Genomic DNA, 15,038 nt, shown 5'->3' with positions numbered 1-15,038 from the left:
TGGCCCGACGCGCAGATGCGGCGCATGGCCAGGTCGGAGCTCCAGGTCGTCCAGGCGAATCTGAGCTCCAGCCAAGGCTCCGGCAGCCGCCATGACGGCCGCCCCAACCAGCAGAGTCCACAGCCGCCACCGACGTCGCAACGCCGGCGCGAGCCGCCCTCTAAAAGCCCGCGCCGGCGGCCCCGTGACCTGGGCGCGCACGGCTTTCCTTAAAGCCATGAGCATCAAATATCGTGACACGATGTAATGAGTCAAATCGGTCGATCACGAAACCGCCGCGACTCGTCAGGCGTGCTAGAAGATCGGTTGGCCGCGAGCTTGGTCGCGCCGCCAGGATCTTTCCCGTGACGCCGCCGCTCTCGCCGCCTTCGCCCCATCCTGTCGATAATCCAGCCCTGACCGAAGACGACTATCGCGCGCTGGGCGACTTTCGCCTGGCGATCCGCCAGTTCCTGGCGTTCAGCGAACAGGGCGCGCGCGAGCACGGCCTAAGCGCCCAACAGCACCAGGCGCTGCTGGCCATCAAGGCCCATCCGGGCCCCGATCCGATCTCGATCGGCGAGTTGTCGCGCAGCCTGCTGATCAAGAACCACAGCGCCGTCGAACTGGTCGCGCGCCTGGTCGAGCGCGATCTGGTGGCGCGCCGCGACTCCGACGCCGACCGCCGCCGGGTGGTCCTGGCCTTGCGTCCGCGCGGCGAGACCATCCTCGAAGCCATTTCCCAGCGCAACCTGGGCCGCCTCAACGAGGGGGCTGACATCCTGGCCGGCATCATCGAGGCCGCCCGGCGCGCGGCGCGGCCCAGCCGCTAGCGACGGTTCAGCAGACGAGCACCGAGGCGCGGGCCGCCCACAGGCTCCGCGGCGAGACCGCGCGCAACGGGGCCGCGGTCAACAGAACCTCGCGCGAGATGACGATCAGGTCGGCGGAGCGCGCGCCAAGATAGTCCCAGACCGCAGCGCCAAGCCGTTCGGCGCGGATGGCGAACGCCGCGGCCCGGCCGTCCAGCGTCTGGCGGACCAGGGCCAGCTTTTCGTCGGGCTCTTCTCCGGGATAGGCGGCCACCACGACGTCGAGATCGAAATCTCCCAGGCCCGACTGGGCGGCGACCAGGTCGAGCGCCGCACGTCGCCCCGGCTCGGCGTCCATCACCGCCACGACCCGGTGGATGGGCAGGAACACCTTGGACGCCAGGCAGACGGGGACCTTGGCCGCCCGAACGACCGGATCGACATGGCGGCCCAGCATAGCCGGGGCGTCCTGGGCGCCCGCCCCTCGCTTGCCCATCACCAGCAGATCGGTCTCGGCGCTGATCGCCGCGGCCAGCACCCCGCCCTCGACCAGGCTCTGCCGCGGCGCTTCGGCGCCCTGGTCGGTGACCTGTGCGGTCAGGTCCGACAGCAGTCGTCGGGCGTCCTCGATCGCTTCATCGGTCTCGCGGGCGTGGCGCAACTGCAGCCGCCCGCCCAGGCGACCGCAAAGCCAGGCAGCATGCTCGGCCACACTGACGGCATAGGCCGATTGGTCCACGAGGGCCGTAACCCGCGCCTGACGCTCGCTCACCGGCGCACGCTCATCGCGGCCAGTCCGCCAGCATCGTCCCCTTGGCGTCCTCGAAGGCCACGCGATCCAGGTCCACGGCGAACAGGCAGGTCGGACGGTGTTCGGCCGACTCGCTCCAGCAATGGATCGCCGCCCCGTCGGCGAAGCTGGCGATACGCCCCTCCAGCCGCAGATCAAAGGACCGCTGCTGATCGGCGTCCCCGCCGTCGAGCTTGACGACATGCTCATAGGGACGCTCGCTGCGACGCTCCACGCGCGAGGCCCCGGCGTCATGGAACATGGCCAGGCCAAGGCTTGGCGCCTCCACAGGCGTCGGCGTGGCCGGCGGCGCGACGTCACGCCGCCTGGGACAGGTCTCGCCCGTCAGCCACGGGCGTGGGATCCAGAAGCCTTCGACCGTCTCGGCCGTGGCCTGGCCGGAGGCGGCGCGGACCAGCGGCAGGTCGGTCCAGGTCGCGGGCCGCGCGACCAGGCGCAGGGCCGGGCCGGCCGGATCATACTGGTAGTAGGCCTGGGCCGGTCCCGGATCGGCGACCGGGCCGCCGCAGCCGAAGGCCAGCCGCACCACGAAGCGCCGTCCGACCAGCGCCTTGGCGCTGAGGGTCGAACCGGCCGCATAGGCGTCGGCCGCCGCCGCCGCGGCGGCGATCAGGTCGGCGCGGGACGCCGTGGCCGGCGGCGCGGGCGCGGCCTGCGCGGGCACGAGCGGCGGGGGCGGCTCGAGCGGGGGCGCCGCAACAGGCCCGGGGCGCGTCAGCACCAGGACGAGCACGATGACGGCCGCGACCCCGATGGCGATCGGGGCGATCAAGGCGAACTTGCGGTCCGGGGACCTCGGTCTATGGTCGCTCATGGCGCCAGCCTAGCAGAAGACAAGGTCCCGATTGCAATCGTCTCCGCCCCGGTCCGCGCCGGACGCCCCGCCCAGCGAGCCGGCGCGCCGGCGATGACTCTCGCCCAGATCATCGCCCTGTCGGTGCTGGCCGCCGTGGTCGCCGCCCTGATCCACGGCAAGCTGCGCGCCGATGTGGTGGCCCTGGCTGGCGCGGCGGTGTTGTTGGGCACGCGCACCGTACGTCCTGTCGAGGTTCAAGGCGCCTTCGCCAGCCCCGCCATCCTGGCCCTGGCCTCCCTGTTCGTCATCGCCTACGCCATGGAGCTGTCGGGGCTCCTGGGCCTGCTGATCCGCGGGGCCACGCGGCTTTGCGCACGCCTGGGCGCGGCGGGCCTTTGGCTGGTGATCGTGTTCTGCGGCATGGCCTCGGCCTTTCTGAACAACACCCCGATCGTGGTCCTGAGCGCCCCGGTCGTGCGCGACGTCTCCCAGTCGCTGGGCCTGTCGCCCAAGCGCTTCCTGATCCCGCTGTCCTACGCCACCATCCTGGGCGGGGCCTGCACCCTGATCGGCACGTCGACCAACCTGCTGGTCAACGACATGGCCCGCAACGCCGGCCAACCGGCCTTCAGCCTGTTCGAGGCCACGCCGGTGGCCTTGATCATCGCCGCGGCCGGCGGCCTCTATCTGGTCCTGCTGGGCCCGCGCCTGCTCAGCGTCGAGACCGCCGCGCCGCCCGAACCGCCCGCCGCGCCGCAAGCGGCGATGACGGCTGCGGGGGAGGATCCGGCCCTCTACCCGCTCGACGCGCCGTTCGATCCCTGGCGCGCGGGCGCGGCCCTGGGCGTGTTCGTCCTGGTGGTGACGGTCGCGGCCCTGGGCCTCTTGCCGATCGCCGCCTCGGCCTTCGCCGGCGCGGTGCTTCTGGTGGTCACCGGTGTGATCGGCGTGGAAGACGCCTACAAAGGCCTGCGGCCCGAGATCCTGCTGTTGATCGCCGGCATGGTGGTGGTGGGCCTGTCGCTGGAGGTCACCGGCCTTGCGGCCCTGACCACCGACGCCCTGGTCGGATGGCTGCGCCAGCTGGGCCCGCTCTACGCCCTGGCCCTGATCTATGGCGCGACCCTGCTGCTGACCGAGCTGCTGTCGAACGCCGCCGTGGCCGTCCTGCTGACGCCGATGGCCGTGGCCCTGGCCGAGAGCCTGGGGGTCAGCCCCCGCCCCTTCCTGGTGGCGGTGATGATGGCCGCCAGCGCCGCCTTCGCCACGCCGTTCGGCTACCAAACCAACGTGCTGGTCTACCAGATGGGCGGCTACCGCTATCTCGACTTCGTGCGCATCGGCGCGCCGCTCAACCTGATCACATGGGCCGTTGGCCTGGCGGTCATTCCCCTGTTTTTCCCGTTCTAGACCCGACGGGAGTCACGAATTCGTCAGGTCGATGTGTCCGGGCGCCTCATTAGATCGTGCTACGATGTTTCTGGGCCAGCGCTTTGGGCCCTGAACTGTGGGGCCGCGATGACTGATCACGACAAGGAAACCGTTCTGCTGATTTGCGGCGAGGATATCGACGCCGCCGCGATCATGACCACGCTCTATGACGCCGACATCCGTGTCGTGGGCCCCATCCAGACGGCCAGGATGGCCCTGGCCATGACCGCCCAGACGGGCCCGACCCTGGCGTTGATGGCCGGCCAGCCGACCGGCGAGCGCAAGGTCCTGGAACTGGCCGCGACCCTTTTGTCGACCTGGGGCGTGCGCTCCATGTTGCTCGATCCCCTTGAGCACGAGGCCCATGGTCAGCAGGACTGGCGCGCGCCGGACCATCAGGTCGCGCGCATCCGCCACGCCCTGACGCGCGAGCCCTTGCAGGCCTAGGGACACGCGGCGCCGCCACGACCGCCGCATTGCGCGGCCAAACCCGCACAGCATGAGGAGGCGCGCCCGATGACGGCGAGCGAACGAATCCTGGCGGGCCTACGGGCCCTTCTGGCGCATTTTTCCGGCCTGAGCCCTCTGGCCTGGATGATCGACATCGCCCTGACCGTTGGGGTGGCCGCCGTGGCGCTGGCCGCGGGGCGCCTGGCCAGGCGCCTGACGCGGCTGGGCGCGCATCATCTGCCCGGCCCGTCCGACGCGGAAAAGACCGTGCGGTCCAATCGGCTGGCGCGCCTGGCCGGCCGCGTCGTCCAGGCCGCCGCCGTCATCGCCGCGGTGTTGATCATCGCCGACATCTGGGGCTTCAACCTCCTGGCCTGGACGGCCAGGCCGTTGGGGGCGCGAATCCTGGCCGGCGCGATCCGTCTTGGCCTGTTGCTGATCGTCGGGATGGCGGCGTTCGAGCTGGCGGGCCTGGCGATCGGCCGCGCCATGGGGGGTTTCGCCGATCACGCCGCCGAACCGCGCCGGCGGGCCCAGCTGGCCACCCTGGCGCCGCTGCTGCGCGGCGTCGCCCAAGGCGCCATCGTCATCGTCGCGGTGCTGATGGGACTGGGCGAACTGGGGGTGAAGATCGGACCGCTGCTGGCCGGAGCGGGCGTCGTCGGCGTGGCCCTGGGCTTTGGGGCCCAGACCCTGGTCAAGGATTTCCTGACCGGCATCTTCCTGATCGTCGAGGACATCGTCTCGGTGGGCGACATCGTCCGCATCGGCGACAGCGGGGGCCTGGTCGAGCAGATGACCTTGCGCACCATCCGTCTGCGCGACTTCGACGGCACGGTGCACGTCTTCCCCTACAGCGAAGCCCAGGTGCTGCATAACCTGACCAAGAGCTTCTCGTACTACGTCTTCGACCTGCAGGTGTCGTACGGCTCGGATCTGGACGCGGCCCTGGCGATCATGCGCCGGGTCGGCGCGCGCCTGAAGGCCGACCCCGACTTCGCCGACAAGATCCTCGAACCGATCGAGGTGGTCGGGGTCGACAGCCTGGCCGACAGCGGCGTGGTGCTCAAGGCGCGGATCAAGACCCCGCCGCTGCAGCAATGGACCGTCGGGCGCGAATACAACCGGCGCATCAAGCTGGCCTTCGACGAGGCCGGCGTGGAGATCCCCTTCCCGCACCTGAAGATCGTCATGCCCGAGCGCCAGATCGCCGAACTGGCGGGCTTGAGCGCGATCTAAGGGGCAACCAGACCCGTCTCTGCACGCCACCCCACGACGCAAAGGCCCCGCCCCATGACCGCAACGCCACTTTCCGCCCTTATCGCCTTCATCGCCCTGGCGGGCGCGCCCGCCGCGCAAACCACAGGCCAGAGCCAAGACCCCGGAGCGGTCCTGGCCGCCCAAAGCCCCCTGGGCCTGACGGGCGTCGAGGCGCTGGTCGGCATTCCGATGTCGAGCCTGGCCGCGGCGCCGCTGGTCTGCGCTGACCCCGCGCCTGACGGCGCCAAAGCCTGTCGCGTGGCGCGGCGCTACGGCGACTATCTGATCGACAGCCCGCCGCCGCTCACCGACAAGGTCAGGCTCAAGCGGCTGACGCTGTTTGTCCGCGGTCAGAGCGTCGAGGCGGTGTCGCTGGAAACCTCGCCCGACAATTTCCATGCGCTCCTGGGCCTTCTCAAGGCGCGCTTTGGGCCGCCCGCCTCGTCGCATAGCGCGCGGATCCAATTCGCCCATGGCGCGGCGCCTCGACTGACGATGACCTGGCGGGCGGGCGGCCTGCGGGCCAGCCTCACCGATCCGACCCCGTTCGGGGCGCTGTCGGTACGGATCACGGCCAGCCACGGGCTTCCCAAACGGCCGGCGGCGTAAGCCCAACCGCGGTCTGAGCGAGCGGCGCAACTAACATCGTAGGGCGATATTTCTCGCCAAACCTTAAGCTCCGATTCACCATTCCAACGGCGCATTGGCCCCCATGTTCGGCCTAAGATCTCTTCAAGCTTCCGCGCCCGCTCGCCCAGCGTCGTGGACCTCCTTCGCCTGGGTTCGTCCTGTCGTCGCCGGCGTCGCGGCCTGCCTCTTGCTGTTCGCAAACCCAGCCGCCAACGCCGCCGGCGCGGGGTCCACCGATGAGCGGTTCGCGGCCATTGTCATCGACGCCCAGACCGGCGAGACGCTCTACGCCCGTCATGCCGACGCGCGCCGGTATCCCGCCTCGATCACCAAGGTGATGACCCTGTACCTGGCGTTCGACGCGCTCGACACGGGCCGCGTCAAGCGGACCGATCGGGTGACCATCTCGCCGCGCGCCGCCTCGCGCCCGCCGTCGCGCCTGGGCCTGGCGGCCGGCGCCAGCCTGAGCCTGCAGGAGGCGATGGATGTCCTGGTCGTCAAATCGGCCAATGACGTCGCCACGGCCCTGGCCGAGCGTCTCGGCGGCGACGAGGCCGCCTTCGCCCGCGCCATGACCGCCAAGGCCCGGAGCCTTGGCCTGTCCCACACCCGGTTTCGCAACGCCTCGGGCCTGCCCGATCCGGGTCACTACAGCACCGCGCGCGACCTGGCCTTGCTGGGCCGGGCCTTCCTACGCGACCATCCCGACGACTACGCCATCTTCGACCAGGAACAGACGGTGTTTCGCGGTCGACTGATCCGCGGCCACAATCGCTTGCTGGCCAAGCCGGGGATCGACGGCTTCAAGACCGGATTCGTCAACGCCTCGGGCTACAACCTGCTGACCTCGGGCCGGCGCGACGGGCGCCGGGTCATCGCCGTGGTGCTGGGCGGGCGTTCGGCGCGCTCGCGCGACGCCTTCATGGAGCGGCTGATCCAGGCCAGTTTCTCAAGCTTGGCCATTCGCTCGACGGGCTTCGAGGTCGCGGTCGACGATCTGCTGAACCCGACGCAGCCAGCGCGGCCGATCGACGACAAGACGACCCCGCCAACCGCCGCTCCAACCTTGATGGCGTCCGCCGCATCGGACGCTGAAATCGCCGTCGCCCAAGGCGATGTGGCGCCGCCTACTTCCGAACGCGCTCGATGGTGGGTTCAGGTCGGCGCCTTTCGGTCCAAGGCCAACAGCCTGGCCAGGCTGGCCGACGTCACCAGGCGCCATCCCCGTCGCTTTGGCGCGCGCGCCCGCGACGTGTCCAAGATCGGTCGCTTGTTCGCGGCGCGGTTCTCGGCCCGCACGGCTCAGGGCGCCGACGCCGCCTGCGCGCTCCTGACCGCGGAAGGCGAAGACTGCTTGGTTCTCATGGAGTGAAGCCATCCTTGTCGCTGACGTCGCGTCGTGACAGCCGGCGTTTGGGCCTGACGACCGAGCGCGGCTGGGCCGGCGCTCACGTCCCGCCCGCCAGCCGCTCGCCTTCATCGGCAAGCCGCCCGTTCGCGCCAACGGCCGCCGGTTCGACTTGACCGACACCGCCTGATCCAGGACGTCAAGGCCGCAGCCTCATGGCGGCCCAACAGCCGCGTGGCGGCCCGGAAGGGACTCGAACCCCTGACCTTCGCTTTAGGAAAGCGCTGCTCTATCCTGCTGAGCTACCGGGCCGCGTTGCGCGCGTCTGGGTCCATAGCGCAAGTTTCCGGGCGTGCGAACCCCGGGGCGGAAAAGCGTGACGGGAAGCGATCCTGGGAACCGAACGGGGGAAGGCCATGGCTCTGCCGCGACCGCTGAAGACGCTGTATGTCCAGGTGCTGATCGGCATCGCCCTGGGGGTTCTGGTCGGGGCGCTGTGGCCCGACGTGGGGGTGCAGCTGAAGCCGCTGGGCGACGCGTTCATCAAGCTGGTCAAGCTGGTGATCGCCCCCGTGATCTTCCTGACCGTGGCCGGCGGCATCGCCCACATGGGCGACATCAAGGCGTTCGGCCGGGTGGGGATCAAGGCCCTGGTCTATTTCGAGGTGGTCTCGACCCTGGCGCTGGTGGTCGGGCTGGTGGTCGGCCACATCCTGCAGCCGGGCCACGGCTTCAACATCGATCCGGCGGCGCTGGATCCGAAGATCGCCGCCGGGTACCTGGAGAAGGCCCATCACGGCGAGGGGCTGGTTCCCTACCTGCTGCACCTGATCCCCGACACGTTCTTCGGGGCCTTCGCCGAGGGGAACCTGCTGCAGGTGCTGGTGATCGCCGTGCTGACCGGCTTCGCCTGCACGCGCATGGGCCCGTTCGGCGACCGGGCGGCGGCGGCGATGAGCGACCTGGCCAAGCTGTTCTTCGGCATCATCCACGTGGTGGTCAAGCTGGCCCCGCTGGGCGCGTTCGGGGCCATGGGCTTCACGATCGGCAAGTACGGCGTGGCCAGCCTGATCCAGCTGGGCGCCCTGGTGGCCACCTTCTACGTCACCGCCCTGATCTTCGTGCTGGTGGTGCTGGGCGCGATCGCCTGGGCCTGCGGCTTCTCGATCCTGAAGTTCCTGGCCTATATCCGCGAGGAGCTGCTGATCGTGCTGGGCACCAGCTCGTCGGAAAGCGCCCTGCCCCAGCTGATCGAGAAGCTGGAGCGGCTGGGCGCCAAGCCGTCGGTGGTCGGGCTGGTGGTGCCCACCGGCTACAGCTTCAATCTGGACGGCACCAACATCTACATGACCCTGGCCACGCTGTTCCTGGCCCAGGCCACCAACACGCATCTGGGTTTCGGCCAGATGGCCGCCCTGCTGGGCGTGGCCATGCTGACCTCGAAGGGGGCCAGCGGGTGACCGGGGCGGGCTTCATCACCCTGGCCGCCACCCTGGCCGTGGTCCCCGACATCCCCATCGCCGCCCTGGCGGTGCTGGTCGGGGTGGACCGGTTCATGAGCGAGTGCCGGGCCCTGACCAACTTCGTCGGCAACGGCGTGGCCACGCTGGTGGTGGCCCGCTGGGAGGGCGCGCTGGATCGCGATCGCCTGGCGCGGGAGCTGGACCGGGGTCCCGTCGCCACGCGCCTTGACGTCCTCGAGGATCTTCCCGCCGACTGAGCCGCGTTCGGCGAGGGAGCGACGTCCGCGGTCAGTAGGCCTTGCCGTTGACCTTCCGCACCGGCAGGGCGGCCCAGTCGAAGTCGATAAACAGCCGGGCGTTGAGGCTGATGCGGGGATCGTCGAAGTCGGGCTCGCCGCTGTCGAAGCTGGGGAACTCCGAATAGGTCGGGCAGCCGCAGATCGCGCAGTGATGATGCTGGCCGATATAGTGGCCCCACTGGTAGGTCGAGACCCGGTCTCGGGCCGTGGTCAGCTTGAACTGGGCGGGCTTGTAGTAGGCGTGCAACGCCCCGCGCCGCGAACAGAACGAGCAGTTGCAGTCGGCCAGTTCGGTCGGCGCTTCCGTCACCTCGAACTGGGTGGCGCCGCAGTGGCAGCGGGCCTTGAGGGGCAGGTCGGTCATGGCGCTCTCCTTGCTGGAACAACGCCCGCGACCCTAGGCGGCTCCTGCTGACAGCCTGCTGTCAACATGCGACGTCCGGTCGCGGCCGGGGACGCAGGCCAGGCCTGCTATCGTCCCGGTTTACGAATTGTCCACGCGCCCGCGACGACTCTGGGGAGCGTTGGCGAAACGTCGGCGAAAAATCGGGCGGGTGCATGGTCGACAGGACACGGATTTGGTCGGCGGCGGCGCTCGCCGTCCTGCTGGCCGCCGCGCCCGCGGCCGCCGGCGCCGCCGGTCCCGGTCCCAATCCCCCCGCCGGCCCCGTCGACGCCAAGCTGGCCGCCGCCAAGGACGCCATGATGGGCGATCCGGCCGGCGCCCTGACCCTGTCGATCCAGGCCCTGGCCCTGGCCAAGGCCGACGCCGGCCCGCGCCGCGACCAGGAGATCGCCGCGGCCCAGTGGCTGCAGGGGGAGGCCTTGCTGCGGATGGACCGTCCCGACGAGGCCGCGCCGGTGATCGCCGCCGGCCTGGCGGTCGCCGCCCAGAAGGTCCCGGACACCAAGCTGCACGGCGACCTGGTGATGACCCAGGCCGCCCTGGAGGCCGACCGCGGCCAGGTCCAGTCGGCCCTGCGCGACTTCCAGGCCGCCTATCGCATCTTCGGCAAGGCCGGCCATCCGCGCGGCCAGGCCGTGGCCCTGCAGAACATCGGCTCGATCTACCAGGACGCCCACGACTACAAGAAGGTGCTGCACTACTACGCCCAGTCGGCCGAGGCCTACCCCGCCGACCAGCTGCTGCGGCTGAGCGCGGCCAACAACATCGGCAACGCGCTGATGTCGGACGCGCAGTTCGGCCGGGCGGTGACCGAGTTCGAGAAGGCCCGCAAGATCGCCCGCCAGATGGGCAGCCCCCAGCTGGAAGCTCGGATCGTGGCCAACCAGGCCATAGCCGAGGCCCACGACGGCCGTCCCGACGCCGCCGGGGCCCTGATCGACGCCGCCAACGCCCTGCTGCGCCCGCTGCCCGACGCGGAGACCGCCAAGCGGACGGTGATGAAGGCCAAGGTCCAGGTGGAGCTGGCGCGGGGGCGTCCCAAGGCGGCGGCCCAGGTGCTGGCGCCACTGTTCGAGGGCGTGGATCTGAAGACCACCGGACCCGACTACGCCGACCTGCATTCGGCCGCCTACAAGACCTACAAGCAGCTGGGCCAGACCGAGCTGGCCCTGGCGCATCTGGAGGCGTTCAAGCGGCTGGATGACCAGGGCCAGGCCCTGGCGGCCTCGACCAACGCCGCCCTGATGGCCGCCCAGTTCGACTACGCCAACCAGGCCTCGCGCATCGCCAAGCTCAAGGCCGGCCAGCTGGAGCGCGACATCAAGCTGGCGCGCGCCCGCAACCTGGTCGTCACCCTGCTGCTGGCCGGCGCAAGCCTGCTCGCCGTCGTGCTGCTGGCGGCGGTCGTGGGCGTGCGCCGCGGCCGCAACCTGGCCCGCGCCGCCAATGAACGGCTGCGCCAGGCCAATCAGGCGCTGGCCAAGGCCGTGCGGGCCCGGACCGAGTTCCTGGCCAACACCAGCCACGAGATGCGCACGCCGCTCAACGGCATCCTGGGCATGACCGAGGTGGTGCTGGCGCAGCCCGATCTGGACCCCAAGCTGCGCGACCGCGTGGCGGTGGTGAACGCCGGCGCCGAGACCATGCGGGCCCTGGTCGACGACATCCTGGACATGGCGCGGATCGAGACCGACGGCGTCACTCTCAACCGCGCCGCCTTCGACCTGCCCAAGCTGGGCCGCGAGGCCGTCCAGCTGTGGGCGGACAAGGCCGCGGCCAAGGGCCTGGCCCTGACTTGCGACCTCTCGCGGGCCCCGGGGCGGATCGTCGAGGACGCGGGCCGCCTGCGCCAGATCCTGTTCGCCCTGCTGTCCAACGCCGTGAAGTTCACCGCCGAGGGGACGGTGCGTCTGACGGTGTCCGTCGACCAGGGCCCGGTCGGCGAACGGCTGAGGATCCAGGTCGCCGACACTGGGGCCGGCGTCCCGCCCGACAAGCTGACCGAGGTGTTCGAGCCGTTCGGCCAGGGCGATTCCAGCCGCACCCGAGCCCATGGCGGGGCCGGACTGGGCCTGGCGATCTGCCGGCGGCTGGTCGACGCCATGGGCGGCGAGATCCGCCTGGACAGCACGATCGGCCAGGGCACGACCGCCACCGTCGACCTGCCGCTGGAGCGGGCCGGCGCGGCGGCCTGGGCCCCGATCACGGCCGGACTCCAGGATCTCGGCCTGCTGTTCTGCGATCCCAATCCCTTGTCCCGGTCGGTCGTCGCCGGCGTGCTGCGGCCCAAGGTCCGCGACCTTCGCGCCGTCGCCGGCCGCCAGGACGCCCTGAACGCCGCTCGAAGCGAATGTTTCGACCTGGCCCTGATCGAGGCCGTCGAGCTGGGCGACGACCTCGACACGCGCCGGGCGACCCTCGGCGCGCTGCGCGACGCCCTGGCCCCCGCCCCGATCGCCGTGCTGCTCGCCGACGCCGCCAAGGATCAGGCGGGCGACCAGACGGCGGCCTTGCGGGAAGCCGGCGCCGCCCTGGTCGTGCGCAAGCCCGTCACCGCGACCGAGCTTGTCGAGGCGCTGGCGGCCCTGGTCGAAACGCGGGCGCCGGACGATCACGACGCCAGGACGATTGTCACCGCCTGAACCCCGTCTAAACTATTGTTTGATCTAGGTTCAGAGCCGTCATTTTGAGAAAGCCGGGGGATCGACCGCGATGCGGGTGTTGTTCGTCGAGGACAATCAGATGAACCGCCGCGTCATCGCCGAGATGCTGCGGGCCGGCGGCGTCGAGATGGACGAGGCCGAGGACGGCCCGTCCGGCCTGGCGATGATCGACGCCAACGCCTACGACCTGGTGCTGATGGACCTGCGCATGCCCGGCATGGACGGCTTGACCGCCATCCGCGAGATCCGCACCCGCACCGACGCCAAGGCCCGGCTGCCGGTGATCGTGGTCACCGCCGACAGCGGCACGACCCTGGAGGCCGACTGCCAGGCCGCCGGCGCCGACGACGTCATCCGCAAGCCCGTCGACCTGTCGACCCTGTTCACCACCATCGGCGACCTGATCGCCCGGCGGGGCGAAGGCGGGCTTGTGCTGAGCTAGCGAGCCTGTCGCTATCGCGCGATTGGAACGCGCATGGCCAGGATCTCCCGGGTCTGACGGGTGATGCCGTACAGCATGCCCGGCTGGCTCTCGTCCCAGTCGATGGCCTGCCCCTCGGCCTCCATGCCGATGGTCCCCAGATGGTCGAGCACGCCGCCGCCCATCGGCAGCCGCAGGACATACAGCTCCGGCCGGTCGTGGCCGCTCAGATAGAGCTTGCCGTCCGGCCCCCAGCCGCCGCCCGAGACGCTCATCGGCGCGATGCGGTCCAGCACCGTGGCCGGCAGGGCCCAGGCCTCGAGCCGCCGCCACTGGTCGTCGAACTTCACCAGGGTGGTGTGCCGGTGGTCGCGTGGGGGCTCGCCGCCCTTGCCGTCGTAATTGGCGAACATCGCCCACCAGAAGCCGTCGTGGCGGTCGACCCAGGTGATCGAGCCCGTGCCCATGCCCAGCGAGACGCCGCGCCGATGCGCCAGGGTCATCGGATCGAACATCTCGACCGTGCTGACCTGGGGCGTGCCGGGGAAGTTGGAGCTGGCGCAGACCAGATCCTCGCCGATCACGGCGCAGGCGTTGATGTGCGGAAAGCGGGACTTCTCCCCCGTCCACTCCGCGCGCTTCTCGCCGGTCTTCTTGTCGAAGCGGACCAGCTTGGCGTTGCTGACGGAATAGACGTCGTTGGGCCCCACCGCCGCGCCTTGGCTGGCGTCGCCGTCGTAGCGCCGAACGGTCTCGGCCTTGCGCGCCGGCGCGTCGGCCGGGGGCGGAGGAAGGTTCGACGCCTGGAGCGCCAGGGCCGCGAAGAGCTGGGGGATCATCGGTCTTCCTCCATCGACGCCCAGGCGTTCATCGTCGGCCGACCCAAGGCCGTGGTCGGCCCGTTCTCCAAACGAAAAACGCCCCCGGACCGGGGTCCGAGGGCGCTTTGTTCGTTTCGGCCTAACCGCCTCAGGCGGCGGCGGCGGCGGCGGTCTTGACCAGCGACTTGGTCAGGATGCCGATGGCGGCTTCGCGGTCGATGCGCTCGATGGCGGCGACTTCGCGGGCCATGCGGTCCAGAGCCGATTCATAGAGCTGACGCTCCGAATAGGACTGTTCCGGCTGGTTCTCGGCGCGGTGCAGGTCGCGCACCACCTCGGCGATCGAGATCAGGTCGCCCGAGTTGATCTTGGCTTCGTATTCCTGGGCGCGACGCGACCACATGGTGCGCTTGACGCGGGCGCGGCCCTTCAGGGTGGTCAGGGCTTGCGACACGACATTGCCTTCGGCCAGCGGGCGCAGACCGGCCGTCTTGGCCTTCTTGGTCGGCACGCGCAGGGTCATCTTCTCGTGGTCGAAAGTGATGATGTAGACCTCGAGCGACATCCCGGCCACTTCCTGGGTCTCGACGCCCTGGATGCTGCCCACGCCATGCGCGGGATAAACGACGTGATCGCCGACCGAGAATTCCAGACCGCTCTTGCTCATTCGTTCGTCCTCAATAAGTTCGGGCCAAGCCCAAAACACCGCGTCTCGAAGCATCCAAAGGGCGTCCCAAACGGCGATAAGGACCCGTCCGCGAAATGCTTGCGGGGCCAGTACCGGTCAGGATGGGGATAGTGCTTAAGTCACCCTTCGCCTTCGATCGGGCGCGCCGGTCTCCCGGCAGATATCGTCCACATGACGTGCAGGCGCGAGTGTTCGCGACCGTTACGTCGAAATCGACAATATCATAAAATTCAGCTTGATGAAAGGCTTGCGACCTGTTTAGCCGCCCGAACCGGCCGGATCAGGAGCCTTTGCCGGGCTTTTCGCTGAAATATTTCTCGAATTTTCCGGTTTCCCGTTCGAACTGCTCGCGGTCGTCGGGGGGCGTGCCCTTAACCGTGATGTTCGGCCAGATCTTGGCGTACTCGGAATTGATTCTCAGCCACTTGCCGTCCGGCTCGTCCTCGGTGTCGGGCTTGATGGCGTCGATCGGGCACTCGGGCTCGCAGACGCCGCAGTCGATGCATTCGTCCGGATTGATGGCCAGGAAGTTCTCGCCCTCATAGAAGCAGTCGACCGGGCACACCTCGACGCAGTCCATGAACTTACATTTGATGCAGGCGTCGGTAACGATGTAGGTCATCGAAGGCTCGGCAGGTTCCGGGACTAGGCGAGAGAGGCCGCGTTTTCGAAGTCGCGGGCCCGCTTGTCAATGCGGCTTGACTACGCGGGAGCCCAGGATTTCTCACACCGCTCCGGACGGGGCCGTCCGACGCCACCT

General features: G+C 69.7%; 14 protein-coding genes, 1 tRNA gene and 1 pseudogene. 9 read left to right on the top strand and 7 right to left on the bottom strand.

Annotated elements, in window-relative coordinates:
- The first annotated feature begins 344 nt into the window (after positions 1-344).
- Positions 345-812: a MarR family transcriptional regulator gene (locus ASD38_RS04795; protein WP_235523756.1), complete on the top strand. Its 468-nt coding sequence runs from the start codon at positions 345-347 to the stop codon at positions 810-812.
- A gap of 7 nt (positions 813-819) precedes the next feature.
- Here the strand turns inward: ASD38_RS04795 and ASD38_RS04790 are convergent, their stop codons facing one another.
- Complete coding sequence (locus ASD38_RS04790) at positions 820-1,563, bottom strand: universal stress protein (RefSeq protein WP_156390562.1); 744 nt, start codon at positions 1,561-1,563, stop codon at positions 820-822.
- A 10-nt stretch (positions 1,564-1,573) separates the two neighbouring features.
- Positions 1,574-2,416: a hypothetical protein gene (locus ASD38_RS04785; RefSeq protein WP_156390561.1), complete on the bottom strand. Its 843-nt coding sequence runs from the start codon at positions 2,414-2,416 to the stop codon at positions 1,574-1,576.
- 93 nt (positions 2,417-2,509) lie between these two features.
- On the opposite strand from ASD38_RS04785, the gene ASD38_RS04780 reads away from it, so the two are divergent.
- The 5 genes from ASD38_RS04780 to ASD38_RS04760 all read left to right on the top strand — a co-directional run bounded on the left by ASD38_RS04780 (position 2,510) and on the right by ASD38_RS04760 (position 7,541).
- A complete protein-coding gene (locus ASD38_RS04780) occupies positions 2,510-3,808 on the top strand; it encodes an SLC13 family permease (protein ID WP_056435174.1) in 1,299 nt (432 codons plus the stop codon).
- Between the two features lie 108 nt (positions 3,809-3,916).
- Positions 3,917-4,276 carry a hypothetical protein gene (locus tag ASD38_RS04775; protein WP_056458005.1) on the top strand — a complete coding sequence of 120 codons (360 nt, stop codon included), beginning with the start codon at positions 3,917-3,919 and terminating at the stop codon, positions 4,274-4,276.
- Positions 4,277-4,345: 69 nt separating this feature from the next.
- Positions 4,346-5,518 (top strand): mechanosensitive ion channel family protein, encoded by a 1,173-nt coding sequence (locus ASD38_RS04770; protein WP_056458002.1) that lies wholly within the window; start codon positions 4,346-4,348, stop codon positions 5,516-5,518.
- 54 nt (positions 5,519-5,572) lie between these two features.
- Positions 5,573-6,148, top strand: a complete 576-nt coding sequence (locus ASD38_RS04765; protein ID WP_056458001.1) for a hypothetical protein — start codon at positions 5,573-5,575, stop codon at positions 6,146-6,148.
- Positions 6,149-6,356: 208 nt separating this feature from the next.
- Positions 6,357-7,541, top strand: coding sequence for a D-alanyl-D-alanine carboxypeptidase (locus tag ASD38_RS04760; RefSeq protein ID WP_056457998.1), 1,185 nt, complete (start codon positions 6,357-6,359; stop codon positions 7,539-7,541).
- 211 nt (positions 7,542-7,752) lie between these two features.
- Here the strand turns inward: ASD38_RS04760 and ASD38_RS04755 are convergent.
- Positions 7,753-7,829: transfer RNA gene (locus tag ASD38_RS04755), tRNA-Arg, on the bottom strand.
- Between the two features lie 122 nt (positions 7,830-7,951).
- Here ASD38_RS04755 and ASD38_RS04750 point away from each other — a divergent pair.
- Positions 7,952-9,237, top strand: a pseudogene (locus ASD38_RS04750) (dicarboxylate/amino acid:cation symporter).
- Between the two features lie 31 nt (positions 9,238-9,268).
- Here ASD38_RS04750 and ASD38_RS04745 read toward each other — a convergent pair.
- Entirely contained in the window at positions 9,269-9,643 is a 375-nt protein-coding gene (locus tag ASD38_RS04745) for a GFA family protein (RefSeq protein ID WP_156390560.1), read from the bottom strand.
- A gap of 194 nt (positions 9,644-9,837) precedes the next feature.
- On the opposite strand from ASD38_RS04745, the gene ASD38_RS04740 reads away from it, so the two are divergent.
- Together ASD38_RS04740 and ASD38_RS04735 are read left to right on the top strand one after the other, a co-directional pair.
- Positions 9,838-12,327: an ATP-binding protein gene (locus ASD38_RS04740; RefSeq protein WP_056457995.1), complete on the top strand. Its 2,490-nt coding sequence runs from the start codon at positions 9,838-9,840 to the stop codon at positions 12,325-12,327.
- Between the two features lie 70 nt (positions 12,328-12,397).
- The gene (locus ASD38_RS04735; protein WP_056457993.1) at positions 12,398-12,790 is read left to right on the top strand and encodes a response regulator; all 393 of its coding nucleotides are present in this window, start codon (positions 12,398-12,400) and stop codon (positions 12,788-12,790) included.
- A gap of 11 nt (positions 12,791-12,801) precedes the next feature.
- On the opposite strand, the gene ASD38_RS04730 is transcribed toward ASD38_RS04735, so the two are convergent.
- The 3 genes from ASD38_RS04730 to fdxA form a co-directional block, all read right to left on the bottom strand.
- Entirely contained in the window at positions 12,802-13,608 is an 807-nt protein-coding gene (locus tag ASD38_RS04730) for a hypothetical protein (RefSeq protein WP_056457990.1), read from the bottom strand.
- Between the two features lie 130 nt (positions 13,609-13,738).
- Positions 13,739-14,257, bottom strand: coding sequence for a CarD family transcriptional regulator (locus ASD38_RS04725; RefSeq protein WP_056457988.1), 519 nt, complete (start codon positions 14,255-14,257; stop codon positions 13,739-13,741).
- Positions 14,258-14,558: 301 nt separating this feature from the next.
- Complete coding sequence (gene fdxA, locus ASD38_RS04720; protein ID WP_056435226.1) at positions 14,559-14,900, bottom strand: ferredoxin FdxA; 342 nt, start codon at positions 14,898-14,900, stop codon at positions 14,559-14,561.
- Between the last annotated feature and the right edge of the window lie 138 nt (positions 14,901-15,038).

It is taken from the genome of Caulobacter sp. Root487D2Y (assembly GCF_001427165.1).
Taxonomy (GTDB): domain Bacteria; phylum Pseudomonadota; class Alphaproteobacteria; order Caulobacterales; family Caulobacteraceae; genus Caulobacter.
Note: the sequence above shows the minus strand (reverse complement) of the source record. Positions and strands in the feature narration are given on the sequence as shown.